The 22,193-nt window shown below is 68.4% G+C and carries 23 protein-coding genes; 12 read left to right on the top strand and 11 right to left on the bottom strand.

The annotated features are described in order from the left end of the window. Positions 1-4: 4 nt before the first annotated feature. Positions 5-1,234: a PP2C family protein-serine/threonine phosphatase gene (locus RM609_RS25270; RefSeq protein WP_311613849.1), complete on the bottom strand. Its 1,230-nt coding sequence runs from the start codon at positions 1,232-1,234 to the stop codon at positions 5-7. Between the two features lie 260 nt (positions 1,235-1,494). Next, on the bottom strand, positions 1,495-2,586 hold the full coding sequence (locus tag RM609_RS25275) for a C40 family peptidase (protein ID WP_311613850.1): 1,092 nt from the start codon (positions 2,584-2,586) through the stop codon (positions 1,495-1,497). Positions 2,587-2,961: 375 nt separating this feature from the next. On the opposite strand from RM609_RS25275, the gene pstS reads away from it, so the two are divergent. The 4 genes from pstS (at position 2,962) to pstB (ending at position 7,171) form a co-directional block, all read left to right on the top strand. Further along, positions 2,962-4,095, top strand: a complete 1,134-nt coding sequence (pstS, locus tag RM609_RS25280) for a phosphate ABC transporter substrate-binding protein PstS (RefSeq protein ID WP_311613851.1) — start codon at positions 2,962-2,964, stop codon at positions 4,093-4,095. A 224-nt stretch (positions 4,096-4,319) separates the two neighbouring features. Further along, the gene (pstC, locus tag RM609_RS25285) at positions 4,320-5,282 is read left to right on the top strand and encodes a phosphate ABC transporter permease subunit PstC (RefSeq protein WP_311613852.1); all 963 of its coding nucleotides are present in this window, start codon (positions 4,320-4,322) and stop codon (positions 5,280-5,282) included. Then, positions 5,279-6,361, top strand: coding sequence for a phosphate ABC transporter permease PstA (pstA, locus tag RM609_RS25290; RefSeq protein ID WP_311613853.1), 1,083 nt, complete (start codon positions 5,279-5,281; stop codon positions 6,359-6,361). The genes pstC and pstA overlap by 4 nt, the downstream gene beginning before the upstream one ends. A gap of 30 nt (positions 6,362-6,391) precedes the next feature. After that, positions 6,392-7,171 (top strand): phosphate ABC transporter ATP-binding protein PstB, encoded by a 780-nt coding sequence (pstB, locus tag RM609_RS25295; protein ID WP_311613854.1) that lies wholly within the window; start codon positions 6,392-6,394, stop codon positions 7,169-7,171. Positions 7,172-7,291: 120 nt separating this feature from the next. Here pstB and RM609_RS25300 read toward each other — a convergent pair whose 3' ends face one another. Both RM609_RS25300 and RM609_RS25305 read right to left on the bottom strand, forming a co-directional pair. Further along, positions 7,292-8,290: an inorganic phosphate transporter gene (locus RM609_RS25300; RefSeq protein WP_311613855.1), complete on the bottom strand. Its 999-nt coding sequence runs from the start codon at positions 8,288-8,290 to the stop codon at positions 7,292-7,294. A 6-nt stretch (positions 8,291-8,296) separates the two neighbouring features. Next, positions 8,297-8,917 (bottom strand): DUF47 domain-containing protein, encoded by a 621-nt coding sequence (locus RM609_RS25305; protein ID WP_311613856.1) that lies wholly within the window; start codon positions 8,915-8,917, stop codon positions 8,297-8,299. Between the two features lie 265 nt (positions 8,918-9,182). Between RM609_RS25305 and RM609_RS25310 the strand changes: the two genes are divergently transcribed. Then, the gene (locus RM609_RS25310; RefSeq protein WP_126915398.1) at positions 9,183-9,545 is read left to right on the top strand and encodes a metal-sensitive transcriptional regulator; all 363 of its coding nucleotides are present in this window, start codon (positions 9,183-9,185) and stop codon (positions 9,543-9,545) included. Here the strand turns inward: RM609_RS25310 and RM609_RS25315 are convergent. The 6 genes from RM609_RS25315 to RM609_RS25345 form a co-directional block, all read right to left on the bottom strand. Beyond that, positions 9,531-9,761 carry a hypothetical protein gene (locus RM609_RS25315; RefSeq protein ID WP_311613857.1) on the bottom strand — a complete coding sequence of 77 codons (231 nt, stop codon included), beginning with the start codon at positions 9,759-9,761 and terminating at the stop codon, positions 9,531-9,533. The two genes, RM609_RS25310 and RM609_RS25315, sit on opposite strands and share 15 nt — an antisense overlap. A 142-nt stretch (positions 9,762-9,903) precedes the next feature. Next, positions 9,904-10,989: a hypothetical protein gene (locus RM609_RS25320; protein ID WP_498073173.1), complete on the bottom strand. Its 1,086-nt coding sequence runs from the start codon at positions 10,987-10,989 to the stop codon at positions 9,904-9,906. A 321-nt stretch (positions 10,990-11,310) separates the two neighbouring features. Then, positions 11,311-12,042 (bottom strand): phosphatase PAP2 family protein, encoded by a 732-nt coding sequence (locus RM609_RS25330; RefSeq protein ID WP_438828532.1) that lies wholly within the window; start codon positions 12,040-12,042, stop codon positions 11,311-11,313. A gap of 273 nt (positions 12,043-12,315) precedes the next feature. Then, a complete protein-coding gene (locus RM609_RS25335; RefSeq protein ID WP_311613860.1) occupies positions 12,316-13,341 on the bottom strand; it encodes a C40 family peptidase in 1,026 nt (341 codons plus the stop codon). Positions 13,342-13,456: 115 nt separating this feature from the next. Next, positions 13,457-15,238 carry a serine/threonine-protein kinase gene (locus RM609_RS25340; RefSeq protein ID WP_311613861.1) on the bottom strand — a complete coding sequence of 594 codons (1,782 nt, stop codon included), beginning with the start codon at positions 15,236-15,238 and terminating at the stop codon, positions 13,457-13,459. A gap of 28 nt (positions 15,239-15,266) precedes the next feature. Then, positions 15,267-15,689, bottom strand: a complete 423-nt coding sequence (locus RM609_RS25345) for an ATP-binding protein (RefSeq protein ID WP_311613862.1) — start codon at positions 15,687-15,689, stop codon at positions 15,267-15,269. Between the two features lie 263 nt (positions 15,690-15,952). Here RM609_RS25345 and RM609_RS25350 point away from each other — a divergent pair, with 263 nt between their 5' ends. The 7 genes from RM609_RS25350 to RM609_RS25380 all read left to right on the top strand — a co-directional run bounded on the left by RM609_RS25350 (position 15,953) and on the right by RM609_RS25380 (position 21,034). Next, positions 15,953-16,840 carry a helix-turn-helix domain-containing protein gene (locus tag RM609_RS25350; RefSeq protein ID WP_311613863.1) on the top strand — a complete coding sequence of 296 codons (888 nt, stop codon included), beginning with the start codon at positions 15,953-15,955 and terminating at the stop codon, positions 16,838-16,840. A gap of 8 nt (positions 16,841-16,848) precedes the next feature. After that, positions 16,849-17,034 (top strand): DUF397 domain-containing protein, encoded by a 186-nt coding sequence (locus RM609_RS25355; protein ID WP_311613864.1) that lies wholly within the window; start codon positions 16,849-16,851, stop codon positions 17,032-17,034. Positions 17,035-17,102: 68 nt separating this feature from the next. Continuing rightward, positions 17,103-17,324 carry a hypothetical protein gene (locus RM609_RS25360; RefSeq protein WP_311613865.1) on the top strand — a complete coding sequence of 74 codons (222 nt, stop codon included), beginning with the start codon at positions 17,103-17,105 and terminating at the stop codon, positions 17,322-17,324. A gap of 4 nt (positions 17,325-17,328) precedes the next feature. Then, a complete protein-coding gene (locus RM609_RS25365; protein ID WP_311613866.1) occupies positions 17,329-17,472 on the top strand; it encodes a hypothetical protein in 144 nt (47 codons plus the stop codon). A 180-nt stretch (positions 17,473-17,652) separates the two neighbouring features. Further along, positions 17,653-18,021 carry a DUF6507 family protein gene (locus tag RM609_RS25370; RefSeq protein WP_311613867.1) on the top strand — a complete coding sequence of 123 codons (369 nt, stop codon included), beginning with the start codon at positions 17,653-17,655 and terminating at the stop codon, positions 18,019-18,021. Then, positions 18,018-20,135 (top strand): hypothetical protein, encoded by a 2,118-nt coding sequence (locus RM609_RS25375; protein WP_311613868.1) that lies wholly within the window; start codon positions 18,018-18,020, stop codon positions 20,133-20,135. The genes RM609_RS25370 and RM609_RS25375 overlap by 4 nt, the downstream gene beginning before the upstream one ends. Continuing rightward, on the top strand, positions 20,132-21,034 hold the full coding sequence (locus tag RM609_RS25380) for a hypothetical protein (protein ID WP_311613869.1): 903 nt from the start codon (positions 20,132-20,134) through the stop codon (positions 21,032-21,034). The genes RM609_RS25375 and RM609_RS25380 overlap by 4 nt, the downstream gene beginning before the upstream one ends. 206 nt (positions 21,035-21,240) lie before the next feature. On the opposite strand, the gene RM609_RS25385 is transcribed toward RM609_RS25380, so the two are convergent. Next, the gene (locus tag RM609_RS25385; protein ID WP_311613870.1) at positions 21,241-22,050 is read right to left on the bottom strand and encodes an ATP-grasp domain-containing protein; all 810 of its coding nucleotides are present in this window, start codon (positions 22,048-22,050) and stop codon (positions 21,241-21,243) included. Positions 22,051-22,193 lie beyond the last annotated feature (143 nt).

Here is a 22,193-nt window from a genome sequence, read left to right on the forward strand (position 1 = left end):
GGCCCTAGCCCCGGGCGAGCAGCAGCACCGCGAGGTCGTCCGTCAGGTCGCCGCCGTTGAGCGCCCGCACCTCCGCCACGACCGCCTCCAGCAGTTCCTCCCCGGCCAGCCCCTCCTTCAGCTGGCGGGTGACCAGCTCGATCATCCCCTCCTGGCCCAGCCGCCGCGTCCCCTCGCCCACCCGGCCCTCGACCAGGCCGTCCGTGTACATCATCAGACTCCACGCCTCCCCGAGCCGGATCTCGCGGTGCGGCCAGCGGGCGGCGGAGAGCAGCCCCAGCGCCGGGCCGCCGCCCTCCTGCGGCAGCAGGGCCGGGGCGCGCCCGGGGCGTACGAGCAGGGGCGCCGGGTGCCCGGCGAGGCAGAGCGCGGCCGAGCGCCCGTCCGGGGCGATGTCGACCGCGCACAGCGTCGCGAAGACCTCCTCGTCCGCCCGCTCGTGCTCCAGCACCTGCTGGAGGGTGGCCAGCAGCTCGTCCCCGCACAGCCCGGCGAGCGTCAGCGCCCGCCACGCTATGCGCAGCTCGACGCCGAGCGCCGCCTCGTCCGGGCCGTGCCCGCAGACGTCGCCGATCATCGCGTGGACGGTGCCGTCGGCGGTGCGGACCGTGTCGTAGAAGTCCCCGCCGAGCAGGGCGCGGCTGCGCCCGGGCCGGTAGCGGGCGGCGAAGCGCAGCTCGGAGCCGGCCAGCAGCGGATGGGGCAGCAGGCCGCGCTCCAGCCGGGCGTTCTCCTGGGCGCGCAGCCGGGTCTCGGTGAGCTGCCGCCGGTCGAAGTCGGCGCGCTTGCGCTCGACGGCGTAGCGGATGGCCCGGCTGAGCACCCGTCCGTCGAGCTCGTCGCGGAAGAGGTAGTCCTGCGCCCCGACCCGGACCGCCTCCGCCGCCCGCGCGGCGTCGGTCTCGGCGGTCAGCGCCAGGACGGCCTGGTGCGGGGCCAGCCGCAGCACCTGGCGCAGGGTGTCGAGCTCGTGGCCGCGGCCCGGGCTGTAGGCCCTGGAGGGGAGGGCGAGGTCGAGGAGGATGCACTGGACGTCGTCGGTGAGCAGCCGCTCCGCCTCGGTGAGATTGCGGGCGGTCCGGATGCGTACGAGCCCCTCGGCCGTACCGGTCATCTCCGCCATGCCGGTGCCGGACAGCGCCCCGCCCGGGACGTCCTCGATCACCAGCAGCGTCAGCCCGCCGTCGGGCGGCACGGCGGGCGGCTCCGCCGGCCCGGGCGCGGATACGGGCATCGCTTCGGTCCTTCCTCCCCCGGCCACCACCAGGGGGTGCCCCTGCCCCAGGGGCGCGGCACCTCGCCGACAGACGAGTACAGAACGTGACCCTAGCGCCAGAGCCCGCCCGAACGGAATGGTACGCAGCCACCCGCCTCCGTCATATGCCTTACGGGTGACGGTAGTTGACGTCTGCACAAGGAAAAGCGGACCGTCCTACGAGCCGACGATCACACCGGTTCTCGGGGCCCCGGGGCAGAGCCCCGGGAAGGGAACCGTCACCCCGGCCGTACGACCCCGAGCACCGGCATCGAGCCCGCGCCCGTGATGGTCACCTGCCGGCCCGGCCGCGGGGCGTGGACGATCCGGCCGTCGCCGATGTACATGCCCACGTGACTGGCGTCCGTGAAGTAGATGACCAGGTCACCGGGGCGCATGTCCTTGACGTCGACCTTGGGCAGCTGCCGCCACTGCTCCTGCGAGGTGCGGGGGATGGCCCGGCCCGCCGCGGCCCAGGCCTTGAGGGTGAGGCCGGAGCAGTCGTAGGTGTCGGGGCCCTCCGCGCCCCAGACATAGTCCTTGCCGATCTGCGCGGTCGCGAAGTCGATCGCGCGGGCGGCGTCGCCGGTCGCCGCGACGGAGCCCCGGCCGGTGAGCTGCTTCGCGGCGTCCGAGGAGAGCCAGCGGTCCTGGGCCTGCCGGGCCCGCTCCTCCTCCAGCAGCCGGAGTCTCTCCTTCTCCTGCGCCGCGAGTCGTGATTCCAGCTGCTTGGCGGTGTCCAGCCGCTCCTGGATCTCCTTCTTCGCGGCTTCCCGCTTCTTCTTCTCCGCGTCCAGCGCCTTCCAGCGCACGCCCGCGTCCTGGGTGTAGCGCTCCAGCTCCGCCTTGGCGGCCGTGACGTCGGTCAGCAGCCGGCGGGTGGCCTGCTCGCCCTTGCGGGCGAGGGAGACGTTGCCGAGGAAGGAGTCGGGGGACCCGCTGAGGAAGAGCTGGGTGCGGTTGAAGCCACCGCTGCGGTACTGGGCGCGGGCCAGGGCGCCCGCCTGGGCGCGCAGCGTGTCCAGGCGCTTCTGGGACGCCTCCAGCCGGCGGGTGAGGTCCGCGATCGACTTCTCCTGGAGACGCAGCTGCTCACCTGCGGCGTTGTAGGCGTCGGTGGCGGTCTCGGCCTTGCGGTAGAGCTCCTCCACCTCCTTGTGGATGGTCTCCAGACGCCGGGCGTCGTCGTCACCCGCCGTGCCCGCCGCACCCGCCGAGGCGGACGACGACGGTGACGGCGTCGGGTCCGGCGTCGGCACGGGCGCCGCGTACGTCACGCCAGGCGCGCCCAGTACCGCCAGCCCGGCCGCGCACACGAGCGCGGTCGCCACCGCCACACGCCGCCGGCGCCCCCGGCCGTCGCCCGCACCGTCATCGCCCGTACGGTCGTCGTTCCGCCTGTCAGGACACCCCACCGGCCACCTCCGCGCCTTCACCCCCACGCCTGACATACCGTCACGCGAAATTCGGATGCTGCCATGCCTGGCGTCAAATCGATAGAGACCTGCGTCACACTGCAAAAAGAACCGGACCTGCGTGTGGGCAACCACCCTGACGGGTGAGGTTCACCCTCCGTTCACTCTCACCCTTCGACCGCTTCACCTGATCTGCCTAATTTCGCCGAGTAGAGGGTGCGGGCAGGACCGCTCGTACCGACACCTCTCGCACGCCGCCCCAGCGGCGGCTCCCGGAAGGAACACCCGAAAGTGAAGCTTCAGCGCAAGAACCGGCTTCGCACCGTCGCTCTCGGCGCCATCGCCGTCTCGAGCGCCCTGGTGCTCACGGCGTGCGGCTCGGACGACAACAGCGGCGGCGGCTCCACGGGCGGCGGCGACTCCACCAAGGCGGCGGGCAACATCAAGTGCGAGGGCAAGGGCCAGCTGCTGGCCTCCGGCTCCTCCGCGCAGAAGAACGCCATGGACCTCTGGATCAAGAACTACTCGGCGGCCTGCAAGGACACCCAGATCAACTACAAGGCCACGGGTTCCGGCGCCGGCGTCCAGGAGTTCCTCCAGGGCAAGACGGCCTTCGCGGGCTCCGACTCGGCGCTGAAGCCGGAGGAGGTCACCAAGTCCAAGGAGGTCGTCAAGGGCGGCCAGGGCGTCAACCTCCCCATGGTCGGCGGCCCCATCGCCATCGGCTACAACGTCCCGGGCGTGGACAACCTGGTCCTCGACGCCGACACCCTCGCCAAGATCTTCGACGGCAAGATCGAGAAGTGGAACGACGAGGCGATCGCCAAGCTCAACAAGGACGCCAAGCTCCCCGACCTGAAGATCCAGGCGTTCCACCGCTCCGACGAGTCCGGCACGACGGACAACTTCACCAAGTACCTCAAGGCCGCCGCGCCCTCCTCCTGGTCGTACGAGCCCGCCAAGGCCTGGAAGGCCAAGGGCGGCCAGTCGGCCGACGGCTCCGCGGGGGTCTCCTCGCAGGTCAAGCAGACCTCCGGCGCCATCTCCTACTTCGAGCTGAGCTACGCCACCGCCAACAGCATCAAGACGGTGAAGCTCAACACCGGCGCCGCCGCCCCGGTCGAGGCCACCTCCGACAACGCCTCCAAGGCGATCGCCGAGGCCAAGATCGTCGGCACCGGCTCCGACCTCGCCCTCAAGCTCAACTACGCCACCAAGGCCGAGGGCGCCTACCCGATCACCCTGGTCACGTACGAGATCGTCGGTGACAAGGGCAACAAGGCCGAGACCCTCCCGGCCGCCAAGTCCTTCCTGACCTACATCGCGAGCGAGGACGGCCAGTCGGTCCTCAAGGGCCTCGGCTACGCGCCGCTGCCCGCCGAGATCGCCAAGAAGGTCCGCGAGACCGTCGCCACCCTGTCCTGACCTGCTTTGTGGGCAATCGTTCCTCCCCCAGCTACCGCTGGGAGGTGCCCCCAAGCGGAACGGGTGGGCACAAACCGCCCACCGGGCCGCACCAGCCCCGAGCCCACACACCATCCGGTGCACCGCCGCACGACGGGACGGCAGCGCCACGGCCCACCCGGACAACCGGAAACCACCGGCCCCGGAAGGCCCGGCGCCAGCCGCCCCGCAGACCGGAGAAACCCATGGAAATAACCTCAGCCACGCCCCCCGGCCCACCACCGCCGCAAAAAACCTCCCGCGCCGGTGACCGGATCTTCCTCGGCCTCTCCCGGGGCTCCGGGATCCTGCTCCTGGTGATCATGGCCGCCATCGCGGCCTTCCTCGCCGTGCGGGCGACCAGCGCCCTCTCCAAGAACGAGGGCGACTTCTTCACCACCTTCGAGTGGGCCGCCAACTCCACCCCGCCCAAGTTCGGCATCGCGGTGCTGGCGTTCGGCACGATCGTCAGCTCGGTCATCGCGATGCTCATCGCCGTGCCCGTGGCGATCGGCATCGCGCTGTTCATCTCGCACTACGCGCCGCGCAAGCTCGCCGCGCCGCTGAGCTATGTGATCGACCTGCTCGCCGCCGTCCCGTCCATCGTCTACGGCCTGTGGGGCGCCCTCTTCCTGGTGCCGCACCTCGGCGGGCTCTACAGCTGGCTGAACGACTACTTCGGCTGGACCGGGATCTTCGAGTACCACGACGGCGCCGCCCGCTCGCTCTTCACGATCGGCATCCTGCTGGCGATCATGATCCTGCCGATCGTCACCAGCGTCAGCCGCGAGGTCTTCCTCCAGGCCCCGAAGATGCACGAGGAGGCCGCCCTCGCGCTCGGCGCGACCCGCTGGGAAGTCATCCGGATGTCCGTCCTCCCCTTCGGCCGCTCCGGTGTCATCAGCGCCTCGATGCTGGGCCTGGGCCGCGCCCTCGGCGAGACGATGGCCGTCGCCACCGTCCTCTCCCCCAGCTTCACCATCGGCAAGAGCCTGCTCGACCCGGGCGGCGGAACGTTCGCCCAGAACATCGCGAGCAGCTTCAAGGAGTCCGGTGACATCGGCAAGGACGCCCTGATCGCCTCGGGTCTCGTCCTCTTCGTCCTGACCCTGCTGGTCAACGGCGCCGCCCGGCTGATCATCGCCCGCCGCAAGGAGTACACGGCATGAGCGACGTGACCATGGACAAGACGGTCGTCGCCGACAGCGCGCCCCTCCCCCCGCACACCCTGCGCCAGCCCCGCCTCCCGCGCTGGGCCCCCGCCGCCCTCGCGGCCGCCGCGGCCGCCGTCGGCACCGGCGTCGGCCTGGGCGCCGGGCTGAGCAGCCACGTCCAGTGGGGCCTGATCGCGGCGGTGGTCTTCCTCGCCGGGATGTTCGCCCTGGCGGCCCGGGTCGAGGGCCTCCGGCAGGCCAAGGACCGCTTCGCCACCAGCATGGTGTGGGTCTGCTTCCTGCTCGCGGTCGTCCCGCTGGTCTCGCTGCTCTGGGAGACGATCTCGCGCGGCGCGAAGGTCCTCGACGGGAACTTCCTCTCCCACTCCATGGCCGGCGTCCTGACCATCCAGCCCGGCGGCGGCGTCTACCACGCCATCATCGGCACCCTGGAGCAGGTCGGCATCGCCACCGCCATCGCGGCCCCCATCGGCCTGCTGACGGCGATCTACCTGGTCGAGTACGGCCGGGGCCGCCTCGCGACAGCGGTCACCTTCTTCGTCGACGTCATGACGGGCATCCCGTCGATCGTCGCGGGCCTGTTCGTCCTCAGCTTCTGGATCCTGATGCTGGACAACGGCTACTCCGGCTTCGCGGGGTCGATGGCCCTGGCCATCCTGATGATGCCGGTCGTCGTCCGCTCCACGGAGGAGATGCTCAAGCTCGTCCCCAACGAGCTGCGCGAGGCCTCGTACGCCCTGGGCGTGCCGAAGTGGCGCACGATCCTCAAGGTCGTCCTGCCCACCGCCATAGGCGGCATCGCCACCGGTGTGATGCTCGCGGTCGCCCGTATCGCCGGTGAGTCCGCCCCGATCGTCCTCCTGGTCTTCGGCTCCCAGCTCATCAACAACAACCCCTTCGAAGGCGCCCAGTCCTCCCTGCCGTACTACATCTACGAGCAGTGGGCGGCGGGCAACGAGGCCAGCTACGACCGCGCCTGGGCCGCGGCCCTGGTCCTCATCGCCTTCGTCATGATCCTCAACCTGGTGGCCCGCGGCATCGCCCGCTGGAAGGCCCCCAAGGCCGGCCGCTGACGCGGTTTGATTTCGAAAGTAGTGATCCCCATGGCCAAGCGAATCGACGTCAGCGGCCTGAACGCCTACTACGGCAACCACAAGGCCATCGAGGACATCTCGATGACCGTGGAGCCCCGCTCCGTGACCGCCTTCATCGGCCCCTCCGGCTGCGGCAAGTCCACCTTCCTGCGCACCCTCAACCGGATGCACGAGGTCACCGCCGGCGGCCGGGTCGAGGGCAAGGTGATGCTGGACGACGAGAACCTCTACGGCTCCGGCGTCGACCCCGTCGCCGTGCGCCGGATGGTCGGCATGGTCTTCCAGCGCCCGAACCCCTTCCCGACCATGTCCATCTACGAGAACGTGGTCGCCGGCGTCCGCCTCAACGGCGGCCGGTACCGCAAGTCCGAGCTGGACACGATCGTGGAGAAGTCCCTCAAGGGCGCGAACCTCTGGAACGAGGTCAAGGACCGGCTGAACAAGCCGGGCGCCGGCCTCTCCGGCGGCCAGCAGCAGCGGCTGTGCATCGCCCGCGCCATCGCGGTCGAGCCCCAGGTCCTGCTGATGGACGAGCCCTGCTCGGCGCTCGACCCGATCTCCACGCTCGCCATCGAGGACCTCATCGGCGAGCTCAAGGAGCGGTTCACGATCGTCATCGTGACCCACAACATGCAGCAGGCGGCCCGTGTCTCCGACCGCACCGCCTTCTTCAACCTGGCGGGCGTGGGCCAGCCCGGCAAGCTGATCGAGATCGACGACACGGAGCGCATCTTCTCCAACCCGTCGGTCCAGGCCACCGAGGACTACATCTCGGGCCGCTTCGGGTAATCCCCGGCCACGGCCCGCCCACGATCTGCCTCGCGGTGCTGCATGGCGGTGCCACCGCAAGGCAAAGGGCCCGCCCCCTGTTCGTACCAGGGGGCGGGCCCAATTCTTTCGTCCGGCGCGTCAGCCGAACGCGAGGTTCACAATCCAGTAGCTCAGCGCAGCGACCGCCGCCGCGGCCGGCATCGTGATGAACCAGCCGAGGATGATGTTCTTGGCGACACCCCAGCGCACCGCGTTGACCCGCTTCGTCGCACCCACACCCATGATCGCCGAGGTGATGACATGCGTCGTGGAGATCGGCGCGTGGAACATAAACGCGGTCGTGAACATCACGGACGCACCGGTCGTCTCCGCCGCGAAGCCCTGCGGCGGGTCCAGCTCGATGATCTTCCGGCCGAGCGTCCGCATGATGCGCCAGCCACCCGCGTACGTACCCAGCGAGAGCATCACCGCGCAGGAGAGCTTGACCCAGACCGGGATCGCGTCGCCCTTGCTCTGCACATCGCCGATGACCAGCGCCATCATCACGATGCCCATCGTCTTCTGGGCGTCCTGGAGACCGTGGCCGAGCGCCATGCCGGCGGCCGAGACGGTCTGGGCGATGCGGAAGCCGCGCTTGGCCTTGTGCGGGTTGGACCGGCGGAACATCCACATGATCGCGACCATCACCAGATAGCCGAGGATCAGGCCGACGAACGGGGAGAGGAACATCGGCACGACGACCTTGTCGACGACGCCCGTCCAGATGACGGTCGTACCGCCCGCCAGCGCGGCGCCCACCATGCCGCCGAAGAGGGCGTGCGAGGAGGACGACGGCAGACCGAAGTACCAGGTGATCAGGTTCCAGGCGATCGCGCCGATCAGAGCGGCGAAGAGGATGCCCATCCCCTTGTCGCCCGTCGGGGTCTCGATCAGTCCCTCACTGACCGTCTTGGCCACACCACTGCCCAGGAAGGCACCGGCGAGGTTCATGACCGCGGCCATCGCGAGGGCCGCGCGCGGGGTCAGCGCCCGCGTGGAGACCGAGGTGGCGATGGCGTTCGCGGAATCGTGGAAGCCGTTCGTATAGGTGAAACCGAGCGCGACCGCGATGGTTACGACAAGTGCAAACGTATCCACCGGGGGTCAGGACTCCTTGACCGCGATGGTCTCGACGGTATTCGCGACGTGCTCGAAAGCGTCGGCCGCCTCCTCGAGCACATCCACGATCTGCTTGAGCTTGAGGACCTCGATGGCGTCGTACTTGCCATTGAAGAGCTGTGCGAGCAGCTTGCGGTGGATCTGGTCGGCCTGGTTCTCGAGGCGGTTGACCTCGATCCAGTACTCGGTCAGATTCGTCATCGTCCGCAGGTTCGGCATCGCCTCGGCGGTCAGCTCCGCCGCCCGCGCGAGGACCTCGATCTGCTGCTCGACGCCCTTCGGCAGCTCCTCGACCTGGTAGAGGACGACCAGATCGACGGCCTCCTCCATGAAGTCCATGATGTCGTCGAGCGAGCCGGCGAGGGTGTAGATGTCCTCGCGGTCGAACGGCGTGATGAAGGAGGAGTTCAGCTGGTGGAAGATCGCGTGGGTCGCGTCATCCCCCGCGTGCTCCGCTGCCCGCATCCGTTCGGCGATCTCGGCCCGGGCGGAGGCGTCCGCTCCGAGCAGTTCCATCAGGAGCTTGGAGCCCGTGACGATGTTGTCCGCGGAGGCGGCGAACATGTCGTAGAAGCTCGTCTCCCTGGGGGTCAGACGAAAGCGCACGTGGGATCCTCGGGGTGCAGCGGATTCGGTCTCGTTGATGCTAGGCGCATCATCCAGCCACAGCTAACTGGCATTCCCTCAGTGTCGCCCATCGGGCAGAGTGCTCATGAAGGCGGTACGGGCCTCCGGCGGTGAATTTGGGTAGGATATACCCGCCGGGGGTATACAAACGGGTGATGAACGGTAAGACGCCGACAAGCGTGACGTTAACCCGCACCCCGCCGATGACCAGCGCGGACGCGTCGGCAGAACGCCGGAGGACGCCATGACGGCCAGGGAGGCCACAGTGACCAGTGCCACTGAACCGGTCGGGGCGCCCTGCCACGGCGACGAGGCCCCTTCGGGCCCGCACGGCTACAGCAAGCAGAAGGACCAGCACCTCAAGCGGCTGCGCCGGATCGAGGGCCAGATCCGCGGCCTCCAGCGCATGGTCGAGGAGGACGTCTACTGCATCGACATACTCACGCAGGTGTCGGCGAGCACCAAGGCCCTCCAGTCCTTCGCCCTCCAGCTCCTCCAGGAGCACCTCCGCCACTGCGTGGCCGACGCGGCCCTCAAGGGCGGGTCGGAGATCGACGCGAAGGTGGAGGAGGCCAGCGCCGCCATCGCGCGGCTACTGCGCACCTGACGCCTTGGCGGGGCCGGCGGGGTTGGCGGAGCCGACGGGATTCCCCGACTCCGCCCGCCGGACGGGCCGGACGACACGGAGAATCTCATCGATCCGGTCGACGCTGAGCCGCTCCTCGTCCGCCATGGACGCCGCGATCATCAAATCGCCGTAGAGATCGATCTCGATGAGGGCCACGGGGTCCGGCCCGCCGCACAAACCGCGTCGCGGAACCACGCGATTCACCTCCTCGGGTCCTCGGGGCTTCGGTACTCACCGGCCGGGGCCGTCACGTCACCGCTTTCCAGCGTAGTGATCGGTACACACACCGCGCATGGCACAGATGGACCATTTCCATGGCCAACCATGTCCTCCCGCGTTATTTCTGTGGCGAAGCGACCGTGCCCGCATAGATTTCGGCGGGCGCGGGAAGCTCGATGTCCGGCCGGAATCCAAAGGAGCCGAGCTCCACGGTCGACACGACGGTCATCGGCAATGTCATCGGCGTGGCGGGCGGGGTAGCCGGCGGGGTGGCCGACGCCATGCCCTGCCGGTAGGAGGGATAGGAGGGGTCACCACCGGGGCCCCCGCCGGGGGAGTACGTCGCGGCGGCCGTGGCGACCCCCGTCTCCCCCACCGGCGCACGCCCGCCGGCCCGGGCGTCCCGCGCTCCGACCCCGAAGCGGTACCGCAGCACCCGCGGCCGTCCCGCCTCGTCGAGATACGCGTCGAACGCCACCGTCCCACTGGAGAACCCTTTCGCCGCAGCAGCCAGCGCGACCCGGTCCCGCACGGGCGCGGCACGCGCGGCCCGGTCCAGATCGATCGTCCCCCAGTAGTGCCCCACGCGTGTGTCGCCGATCCACTCGTCCCGTACATACGCCACCTCGCGCGCCCCGCCCAGCAGCTCGGCCGCCGCGAGGGGGTCGGTGGCACCGCTCGTGAGCAGATCGCCGTCCACGAGGGCACCCGTGTCGAGCCGGACCCATTTGCCGGCGGGAACACCCGCGCCCCGGTTCTTCATATACAGCGCGCCGGGGGTGAAGACCTCCGTGATCGCCCTGCGGCCGGCGGACCCGTCGGCGTCCTCGGGCAGCGTCACGGTCAGCCGCCCCACCGGACGGGTGAAGTCGTAGCCGCCCTTGCCCCGGATCGTCAGCCGCGTCCCGCCGCTGACGGTCTCCATGGACGTCCGCACCCTGGCACCCCCGGCCCGGGCCAGGGCCTCGGGGGCGTGCCGCACCACGGCGAGCGCCCGCGCGGGATCGACCCCCACCGGGCCCTCGAGCTGCGCCTGCCGGACCTGGCCGCTCGCCCCGCGCCACGGTCCCTTGCCGTCCTGGCCCCGCTCGGCGGAGCCGCCCTGCTCGGCGCAGCCGGAGACGGCGAACAGCCCGAGGGCGATGCCGCCCGCCACCGCGGTGGCGACGATCACGCCTCTGCGCCTGCGCCCCTGCACCGCCATGGCCGTAAGCCCCCTGCCGCACGCTAGTGGAACCCGTTTCTTCCAACGACCGCCCCGGGGCGGTCGTCACGGCCGGGTAGCGTGGTCACGTGTCCGATCCCGCTGACCACATAACCAGTACGAGCGAACGAGGCTCGTTCTGCACGGCGCGCTGCACCTGCGGCTGGTATGGCCCGGCCCGCCGGGCCCGCTCCCTGGCGAGAGCGGACGTGGAGGATCACCTCCGGGCAGAGGGTTCCGGGGGCAAAGTCAGCCCGTCCGGCGTTTGAGGGCCGGGGGTCCGGGGGCGGAGCCCCTGGGAAACGGCGGGCCGGGGCGACGCTACGCGGCCAGATCCCGATCCTGGGCCCGCACCTCGTGCCCACGTCCGGCCGCCCCGGAAACGGCCTCCGCCGTCGCGGCCGGCACGACCGCCGTATCGACCGTATCGACGGCACTTCCGCCCGCCCGTACGAGCCACCCGCATCGCGTCCCCGCGAGCCACCCCGTCAGCGGAGTGAGCAGCATCATCGCCGGCGGGGCGAGAAGCAGCGTGACGGCCGTGCCCAGGGCCAGCCCGCCGACGACGTCCGTTGGGTAGTGCACGCCCATATAAACCCGGCAGAACCCTTCCAGCAGGGCGAGTCCGATGCCGATGAGGCCGTACTTCCGGTTGGCCACGAACAGGCCGACGCCCAGCGCCATCGTGAGCGTCGCGTGGTCGCTGACGAAGGAGAAGTCGGTCTTCCCCTTGACCAGTACCTCCAGGCCCTGGTGGTCGAGGAAGGGCCGGGGCCGGCGGACGAACCCCCGGATGGGCATGTTGATCAGCAGCGCGATCCCGGCCGCGAGCGGCGACCACAGCAGCGCGGCCACCCCGGCCGGGGCATCCTTGCTCTTGCGAACGCTCCACCAGGCGCACAGCATCAGCACGGCGAGGCCGAGGACGATGCCGTACTCGCCGATGAACTCCACGGCCCGGTCGGTCCAGTGGGGTGCGTCCTTGGCGATGCCGTTGATGTCGTAGAGCAGGCTGACGTCGGGGTTCGTCTCGCCCCCGCCCAATACGGCCACCGGCATGGAGTCTCCCGTCACGAGTCCAGCCATCGCCCGGCCCCTATCTGTCGCCTGTCACCACGCCCAGCTACCGACCCCCGTGGTCCGTGCGCCGCAGCACGCGGCGCTGCTTTCCCACTCCAATGGAACGCCCTGCTCCGGCCCGCCGTTCCACTCTCCACCCAATGATCACCTGGACGTTATCGAAGGGTGACCCGTTGCCCCAGCCCAGGGGTGAGGTTCGCGGGGAGTTCAAGCCAATCGCGACCTGACGCCACATCACAGGGCGTCTCAGGCTTTCCGCCCCGCCCCTCCCGGCGCCGTGGGCAGCGCCTTCGCCCCGTCCGCGGTGACCCGGGTGGCACCGATGTAGTCCGGCTGCGAGTCGATTTTCTCGAACCGGATCACGGCCCCCGTCCGCGGCGCGTGGATCATGTACCCGCCGCCCACGTAGAGCCCCACGTGGTGGATGCTGCGCGGGTCGTTCAGGTCGTTCGCGTAGAAGACGAGATCCCCGGGGAGCAGCTCGTCCCGCTTGGGGTGCGGACCGGCGTTCCACTGGTCGTTCGCGACGCGCGGCAGCTCGATCCCGACCGTGGCGTACGCGGCCTTGGTCAGCCCCGAGCAGTCGAAGCGCCCGTTGTCCTCGGGCCCGCCGTCACCGCCCCAGAGATAAGGGGTGCCGAGCTTCTCCTGGGCGTAGTAGATGGCCCCGGCCGCCTGCTGCGAGGGCGCCACCCGGCCGACCGGGCGGGCGAAGCTCTTCTCCAGGCTGCGAATGGACTTCACATAGCCCTGCGTCTCGCTGATGGAGGGGACACCGCCGGCCTTGATGACGCGGTACGGGCCGGCGTTGTAGGCGGCCAGCATGTTGTCCGTGATGTCACCGGACACGCCCTTCACGTCCTTGGCCAGCTGGCAGTCGTAGGAGGCGGCTGACGGAATGGCGTCCGCCGGATCCCAGATGTCCTTCTTGCCGTCGCCGTTGCCGTCTATGCCCTCGGTGTCCCACGTCTCCTGGATGAACTGCGCGATACCCATCGCCGCGGCGGGGCTCCTGGCGGTCGGGTCCCAGTTGCTCTCGGTGTAGAGCTGGGCCGCCAGCACGGCGGGGTTGAGGGCGGGGCAGAGGTTGCCCCACTTGGCCACGAGTGCCTGGTACTGCTCGGGCACGGCGCCCTTGGCGAGCCCGACCGTGCCACCCTTCCCCAGACCGGTGATGTTCCCGGCGGCCACGTACACCCCGACGACGAGCAGCCCGATGAAACTCAGGCACATCGCGATGCCGACACCCACGCCCACCCAGAGCTTCCGCACCCGTCAACCTTCCCCCATGGCAGGCCCCTTGCACTGCCGTTTCCGGAATATCGTGCGAGACCTGCTCCCGTGCACCCGTTCCCCCGCTCGTCCCCCTGCTTCGCGCTACTTCGCGCTACTTCGCGACGAAGCCGCGGCAGTCGAAACTCGCGTACTCCTTCGTCCCCTTGACGTGCTGGAAGAGCACAGTCCAGTTACCGGGGTCGTTCCCGACGGGGATGGGCGAGCCGACGGGCTCGCCCATGACGAACTGCTGGAAGTCGTCGGGGTAGGTCAGCTCGGTGCTCTTGCCTTCGAAGCCGGACACACCGTCAGGCAGGAGATTCACCGGCTTGCTGGTGTACCCCAGTCCGAGGTTTGCGCTCACCAGGCCCGCCAACGGCTTGCCCGTCCGCGAGTCGATCTCGTGCGGAGGTTTGACGGCCACGGAGACGAAGTACGGCCGAGGAAGGGCCGGATCGGCGTACTTGAAGCGGAATGAGATCTTTACTTTGCCGGACATCTGGTGACTCGACGGGTTCTCGACGTTCACGATCGAGGACTGCAGTTCGCCCCGGCCGGCCCGCTCCTCGGGCGGCAGGCCGCACGAGCCCAGGCCGTCGGGGTCCCCCTCCTTGGGGGTCCAGAAGTCACGGTTGGGGTTGGTCGCCTCGATATAGGCGGGCTCCTTTCCGTCGCCCTGACCGGCGGACGGGGCGCCGGACGCCGACGGCGAGCCCGACGGCGAGGCGGGGGCGGAAGCCGCCGGCTTGGCCGCCCCCTTGCCCAGCGCCTTGTCCTCGCCGCCCTTGGAGTCGTCGTTCAGTGCCTGGACGGTGAGCGCGGCGACGACGCCGAGCGCGACGGACGCGGCGCCGACGGTCAGCCACAGCTTGGTACGACGGGGTGGGGCGGAGGCCACACCCGCAACACCACCTGCGGTACTGCCCAACGAACCCGGCATCAACGTCGGCACATACCCGGCCGGAGGCGCGGAAGCGCCAAGGGCCGTGGGCGTCCGCTGAGCGACCGGTGGCGGCACCGTGGGCGTACCGCCCACCGCCGTCAGCTCCCGGTACACCGGATCGTCGACGAGCGCCGAGCTGACCGCGCACCGCGCGATGATCCCGGCAGGATCCGGCCGCTTGCCCGGATCGCCCGCGACGCAATCCCGGATCAGGGCGGCGAGCCCCGGCTCCACACCGGCCACGTCCACTTCCCCGTGGACGACCCGGTATGTCACGGACTCCAGCGAGCCCTCTCCGTAGGGCGGCCGTCCGGTCGCCACGGCGGCCATGGTCGCGCCGAGCGCGAAGACGTCGGCCGCGGCGCTGACGTCGTTCCGCGTGATGATCTCGGGCGCGGTGTACCCGGGCGTGCCCGGCGCGGAACCGGCCTGGGTGAGCGCGGTCTGCTCGGCGCCGCGCGCGATCCCGAAGTCGATGAGCTTGGGCCCGACGGCCGAGAGGATGACGTTGTGCGGCTTCAGATCGCGGTGGAGCACCTCGTACCCGTGCACATGGGACAGCGCCTCCGCCAGCGCCGCGAACAGCCGCAGACAGGTGTCGGCGGGCAGCGGCCCCCGCGCCCGTATCGCCTCCACGAGGGTCGGCCCGGGCACGTACTCGGTGGCGAGCCAGTACGGGGTGGCCTCGAGCGAGGCGTCGATCAGGTTGGCGGTGTACGCGCTGCGCACGGCGCGCACGGTCTCCACTTCCCGCCGGAACCGCGCCAGCGCCTCGGGCGACTCGGCGAAGTCCTCCCGGATCACCTTGATAGCCACCTGCCGCCCACCGGGCGACCGCCCCAGATACACCTGCCCCATACCGCCGGCACCGAGCCGGGCGAGAACGGTGTGCACGCCGATGTTCGCGGGGTCCTGAGCTTTTAGCGCTTCCACGAGGTGAGACTGTGCCATATCTGATCATGTCCCTGATCACCGTCTCCTAGGCCGCGACCCGGAACCAGACCGCCTTCCCGGGCTCGTACCCGTGGCGGCACACGCCCCAGTGAGTGGCGCAGGCCCGGATGAGGCTGAGCCCGCGACCGCTCTCGGCGTCGACGGGCCACGCCCGCTGATGGGGCACCCCGGGGGCGTAGTCCCGTACGGGGACGAGCAGGGCGCCGCCGTGCATCCACTTCGCGTAGACGGTCACGGGCGACGTGCAGTCGCTGCGGCGGCAGGCGTTGACGGCGTTGGTGACGACCTCGGAGGTGAGGAGCAGCGTGCTGTCGACGAGCTCTTCGCGGCCGGCGGCGAGGAGTGCGGTGCGTACGGCAGCGCGGACCTCACGGATCTGGCGGGGGACAGGGAGGAAACCGAGGGAGAAGTCGGGGCGGATGGGGACGACGGTGGTGATGGGACACATGGCGTGACTCCTGGGCTTCACCGATTGCCGGATGCCCTCCGGACGGCGGATCGCGGTGGCGTTGCCGGGCACGCATACGGGGCGCGGATGGGCGCGCATGCGGACGCGGTGCACTTCCGGCTTACGAGCCGGGGAGGGCGGGTCGGTTTCGACGGTAGAGAGGCGAGTTGCCGATCGGCAACTGATTCCCACCGAATGACCCCAACGAGTGCCCTCAAGCCATCGAAAACCGGCAGACTGCTCACGATCGCAAGGAGGACGCCATGGGCCTACGCACCAACCCAACGCAGCGACAACGCCGTTTGGGCATCGAACTGCGCAGACTACGGACCTCATCGGGCCTGCCCGTCGGGCGTGCAGCAGCCTTCGCTGACCTGGGGCCGGCCCACCTGGGCCACATCGAGGCGGCTCGAACAGCTATTCCAGAGGTGAAGTTGCGGGCGCTCACCAAGGCTTACGGTTGCCGTTCGGAACCCCTGATTGATGCACTGGTGGCGATGAGCCACGCCACAGGCAAAGGGTGGTGGACGGCGTACAGGGACATCCAAGGTCCACACACACTCGACCTGGCCGAGCTCGAAGCCACCGCCGTCGCATGCCGTTCATTTCAGTGGCTGTACATGCCGGGGCTGCTTCAGAGCCCCGAATACATCCGGGCCCTCTTCGAGTCGGCCGAGCCTCACACCGACCCCGAACTGATCGAGAAGTACGTCCAGTTCCGGCTCCATCGCCAACGGGCACTCACGGACGGCTCACTGCGGTTCCATGCCGTGATCCACGAAGCGGCACTGCGAATGCACTTCGTACCCGCCGACATCATGCGCCGCCAGGTCGACTACCTGGTCGGGATGGCCCAGCTGCCCCACGTGCAGGTGCAGATCCTCCCCTTCAAGGCGAGCATCAACCCGCCGACGTACAGCACGCCGTTCGTCCTCTTCGAGGGCCCGGTGCAGGAGCTGAACACGGCCTATGTGGAGCAACCCGTCGCGTCTCCCTTCGTCAGTGACCCGGAGCACCTGACCCAGTTCGCCCACTCCTTCGAGTCGCTCAGTTCCTCAGCACTGCCGCCGATTGACGCCAAAGTCGAACCTGAGTTCCATACGAGGAGGGATTCCCTAGGCCTCATCCAGCACCTGATGTACGCGATATGAAGGAAGCCATGTCAGAGCTCCGATGGCAGAAATCGAGCTTCAGCGGACCTAGCGGCAGCAACGGCGAGTGCATAGAACTGACCGCAACAGACGCACGCACCCTCCACCTCCGCGAGAGCGACACCCCGAACGTCACGCTCTCCCCCAGCCGCCCCGCCATCCACGCACTCCTCAAGTGGCAGAAGTCAGCGTGACGTGTTGCCCGTCATCACCATCCCCCACGGATCACCGTCGATGGGCGGGCCTGTAGCGTCATCCCTCCATGTGCCGAAATGAGCGACGCGAGCACGGCGTGCTGGCAGCGGTGAACCGGGCCATCACCTGCTGCGGCTGCGCCGTCATCGCCCCGGTGGTCCTGGCCACCGCCTGGCTCGTCCTCGGCACGATGCTGCCCGAGAAGGTGTTCTGGTACCCAATCTGGCTGGCGGCAGTGGTGTGGAACGGCCGGGACGGCAACGGCGGCATCAGCGGACTGTGGGAGTAGCCGCATGAGCAAGGGCTGTTGCGGCGTGCTCGCAGCCGTGATCGTCGTGTGGACGCTGCTCGGGGTACTCGTGTCCAAGGCCTTCTTCTACGCTCCACTGATCGCGGTGGCCCTGGTGCGAGTCCTGATCGAGGGCAAGCACGGCTGAGCGGTCACAGGCGAACCTGCCGTCGTCACATATGAGTACACATACTCATGTGCCACTCCTCACCCACGGTGATAGAAAGATTCACCGTGCGTCAGACGCATGTGCGGACCACGGGGGCGCCGCCGCGACTGCTACAGGCGCGCGGCAAAGACATTTCTCAGGGGAGGGGAAGGCGCCGCCATGTCCAGGTGGGACATCAAGCCAGACGGCGTACGCGGAGTGGTGGGCAAAACGGCGGAGATCGCGGGCAAGCTGGCGAGCCAGGCCACCTCGTACGTCGGGCACGTCGAATCCGCCGCAGGCCACGCCGGCCGCCTGGCGGGCCCGTGCGACGCGGGCGAGGGCCTCGTCGGAATGGCACTCATGGCGTACGCGAACCACGCCACGCCGGAACTGACCCACATAGCGGTGAGGGCGAAGAAGTCCCTCCAGGGCGCGGTGGACGCCACGACGGCCTACGCACAGGGCGACATGGAGATGGCCGCGACCACCCAGCGAACGGCGAGCCAGGCTCCCACGCCGGAGGAGTTAGGCGGACCCAAGAAGTGAACAGCTCCCCGATAGACCCGATCAACATCCCTCACTTCACCGGCGACGTGGATGCCCTGGCGGGCGACATAGCCAACCTGGCAAAGGACGCGTCCGACATCCGCACCACGGGCGCGGACACCCACGCCTCCTTCCAGGGCCTGTCGGCTTACTACGCCGCCCCGGAGGCGGCCCAGCTCTTCAGCTCGACTCTCCCCGTGCGCGAACGGGCGGCTCACTTCGCCGACGAACTGAACAAGGTGAAGGCGGCGTTATCCGAGTATGCGGCGGAGATCCGCCCGATCGTCAAGGAACTGGACCGTCTGCGCGAGCAGGCCGTCGCGTTCCGCGCGGCGATCGGCAGCGACGACAAGTGGCTCAAGGACCAGAGCAAGGTCGACGAGAACACCCACCTGATCCAAGCCGTGGCAGTGGCCCAGGAGAAGTTTCACGCGGCTGAGCTCAACGCCTTCAACAAGATCACCGGACTCTTCGACAAGAGCCTGCGCCTCGTCCAGGATGACGGCACCCACAAGAAGGGGATGTACGGCTACGACCCGAGCGACGCCGCGAAGGCGCAGAAGACCCCGTGGGGCAACGTCGAGAAGCGCGAGTACGAGGGTGTGGAAGCCGTCTGGCACTGGACGGCTGACAAGGCGACAAGCATCGCCAAAGGCTTCTTCATAGACGGCACCTGGGCCCAGATCCGAGGACTGGGCACGCTGGTCGGCTTCGACGGCGCGGAGAAGTCAAAAGAAGCCCTGAAGAACATGGCGCTGCTCGCTTTCGTCAGCAACTATGCGCCCGTCGCAGAGGTGGCTCGGTACCTCCCCGACTCATGGCTCCCGAAGGTCGGGAGGGAGTACAAGGCGGCCGCGAACAACGCCTCCAAGGGCCTCGTCGCATGGGACGAGTGGGGGAAGAATCCCGCTCGGGCCTTTGGCACGACCACGTTCAACGGCCTGACCCTCCTGGCAGGCCCGGGCAAGTTCGTGGCTGGAACCAAGACGGGCATGCTGGCGAAGACGGCCTCCACCGTCGCCAAGGTCGGAGAGGCCATCGACCCGGCGACCTATGCCGCGAAGGGCGCCAAACTGGGACTGAAGGCGACAACGCCCGTACTCCTCAAGGTCGGCGACCTCGCGTCCGAACTCCGGCAGCTCACCGGAAAACTCCCGGACCACGCACCTACGCCATCCGCGGCCTCCTTCAAATACACAGCCGCAGACGGCAAGGCCCTCCTCCTGGACTCAAAGGGCAACCTCCGCAGCCCCGAAACGATCGAACACCCCCTGGCCGCCGAAGCACGCCAGGAACCTCACAACCGCGACCTCACCGGCGCCCACGAGGCCTCACCCACCGACCACCGCGTCCTCATCCACTCCGGCGGCAGTAACACGGCAGGCCACGGCCTTCCCATGCATGGAAGCCACAACGAATCCGCTTCGCCTGGCAGCCATGCAGCTCACGAATCGACACCTGACAGGAGTGGGGCACAGGGTGGCCACTCCGAAGTCACCGGCTCTCCTGGCAACGAGCACACCTCGGCCGGCCACTCGCCCGGGGCCGACGACATGCACGGGAGTCATGGCGAGGGTAATCACGGCCTCGACGCGCATAGCGTCGGGGACCCTGCAGATCCACCCGTCAAGTCGGCCGACGGCCGTGATCACGAGGCTCCGCCACAGCGCAAGGGCGTATGGCCCGCGAGGCACGACATTCCCGGGCCGGCAGCCGGAGAGGAGCTTAAGCGGCCGAACCCCCGGCACACGCCGAACGGGGCGGCCGGAAGGGAAATAAAGCCGAAGAACAGCGTTATCCTGCGCGGCTATCTGGGCAAGGTCGACAGAGACATCGAAGCCATCGCCGATGGCCGCGCAAAACTTACCGAAGACGGCAATCGCTACGAGATCGACGGACGCACATACGGAGTAGAGGATGGCGGAAGGGTGTACCCCGTCTCCGGGCCAGGTATCGTCATCCTGGACAGAAATGAGTACGCCGCGTTGCAGCAAATAGCAAAGGCCAAGGGGGACATAAATTCTGCACCGCAGCTGACGAGGAACCCTCGCTTCGTCAATAATCCGGAAGCTGTACAGAAAGCACTCGACATCTACAACGGAACCTATCGATGACCTACAACTTTCTCACAATCGATCGGCTGTCCCCCGCCCGTATCGCCAGCGCACTCGCAGCATGCCTGCACGTTGCGTCGAGCGAAGTCGACGTTGCCGATACGGACAACGACCAGGACGAACGGAACTGGGACGCCCCGGTCCTGTGCGACTACTCGGACGCGCAAGGACATATTTCGCAGTCTCTGGACATCTATATCCAGGATTCAGTAAGGCACCACCCAAGCGAAGCAGAGCTGGCGCTGGCGTTCTCCGCTGCGACAAATACGGTCACTCTCTACCCCGCCGAGGAACAAATCCCCAGTGCGTACTGGTTGGCGACCCCTGACCGGCTCGTGACTCGAGTACGCCTGCTGTCCTCCGACGACGAGGCTGCATCCTACTCCATTGACGCCGCAGAAGCTTATATTCCACAGCTCCCGGACGTCCGCATAATCCAGCTTCCCGAAATTATTCGCGAGTACCCTGTACCCGCCCCCACTACTTCGGCCTTCGTCGCAGCCGTGAACTCACTCGCGAAGTCAACAGAGGGAGTCGCCGCACCGCGCTTCCCTGCCGAACTGGAGTCCGCCGTTGACCAGGCACGCGCCCACCTGTCCGAGTGGGAGAGGCTGACACGGCGCATGGCCTCGCGCTGGCAACCCACTGGCCATTACCCGGCGGACCTGTACCACGCCGCTCTCCGGAGCCGAGATCAGGTCGATCAACTGACCGCTGGCCTACCGGAACCGATCAGCGGACTGTTGCGCGAATCGCTCAACCAATTGGACAGCGAATTCAAAACATTGACGCAAAGCGACAATGGTCACGAGATCGCGAAAGTAACTGGAACACCTCAACTCGACTTGCCCAAACGCAGCTGGTGGTGGCAGCGCAGGCCCATCGAACTGCCCTGGTAGCAGGTCATCGTGACACCGCTACCCACGAGCGATGAGGCAGTGCCCTGGGCTTGATCGCGGATTGCTGGCGAGGCGTCCGGCCACGGGATCAGGCAAAGGGGCGACCCCCTGGGACCGGAACAGCGTCCCCGTTTCAGTGAACGAGCCGTGCGCTTCCAACGGCCGCGCGCACCCTGGCAGCGAGTCTCTCTAAGTATGCGCCCAGATCACGACTCCTTGAGGTGGCGGCAAAACCGACGGTCTCGTGCCGCCATCCGCGAACGGGGACCGGCTGCCCGCAGTACGACATCCAAAGCATGCTCTGGGTCTGCGGCATAGCAATTGGCGAACCAGGCCAGGTTGGCCTCCACCACGGCCCAGCCCTCTGCGCCGTGTCCGGACGCCGGCACCAACCCCACATCGAGCACGACCGCGCTGGGCAATGAATGAGCATGGTTCGCCAGAAGGTCACTCGCGAACTCCAGCACAGCGTCCTCGTCCGGGTGGCCTGCCAGCGGGACTGAGTCCAGGCGGCCGAATACGGCGTACTGGCTGCCCGTGCGGCACTCACCGTCCAGTACGAAGAGGCGGAATTCCCGAGACCAAGTAACTACATCGCTGACCTGTACCGATGTCTCCGGAGACAAATGCCCGGCTTCAGGCAACTGGCTCCCATCGGTGTAGACCGCAGGTGGGAAGCTCTTGTCGCTCGGAGGCTTCACAAATGTGGGTCGGGACAGGTGTCGTACTTCACCCAGGGTGGATGACTCGATGTTGCGCAACACGTACTCGTAGGGCAGGGACGTAAGCCAATCGTCCGTCGGTTCCAGGAGGGATATGTTGAGATCGTCGACGATCCCTGCGGCGAACAAGGGCCCGCCGAAGTAATGACCGTCCGGTCGTCCGGTCAGTACACCTGCACCACCGTCGGCGGGCAGAACTTCCACGTCCATGCCTCGTCGCCGCGCAGCGGCCGACAGAAGTTCACCTGTCGTTGAGTACTGCGGCGCGTGTGCCAAGAAGCCCGTGCTGTTCACAGCCAGGATGATCCCGGAAAGCGCGGGGTCCCGCACCCTTGAACCTGCCACGCATGCCGCGCCGGCGCCCCGGATCACAGGTGCGATCGGGTTGCTCCACCCACGCCGACGGCATCCGACCGTTCAGTATCAATCAGAAAATT

It is taken from the genome of Streptomyces hesseae (genome assembly GCF_031845785.1).
Taxonomy (GTDB): Bacteria; Actinomycetota; Actinomycetes; order Streptomycetales; family Streptomycetaceae; genus Streptomyces; species Streptomyces hesseae.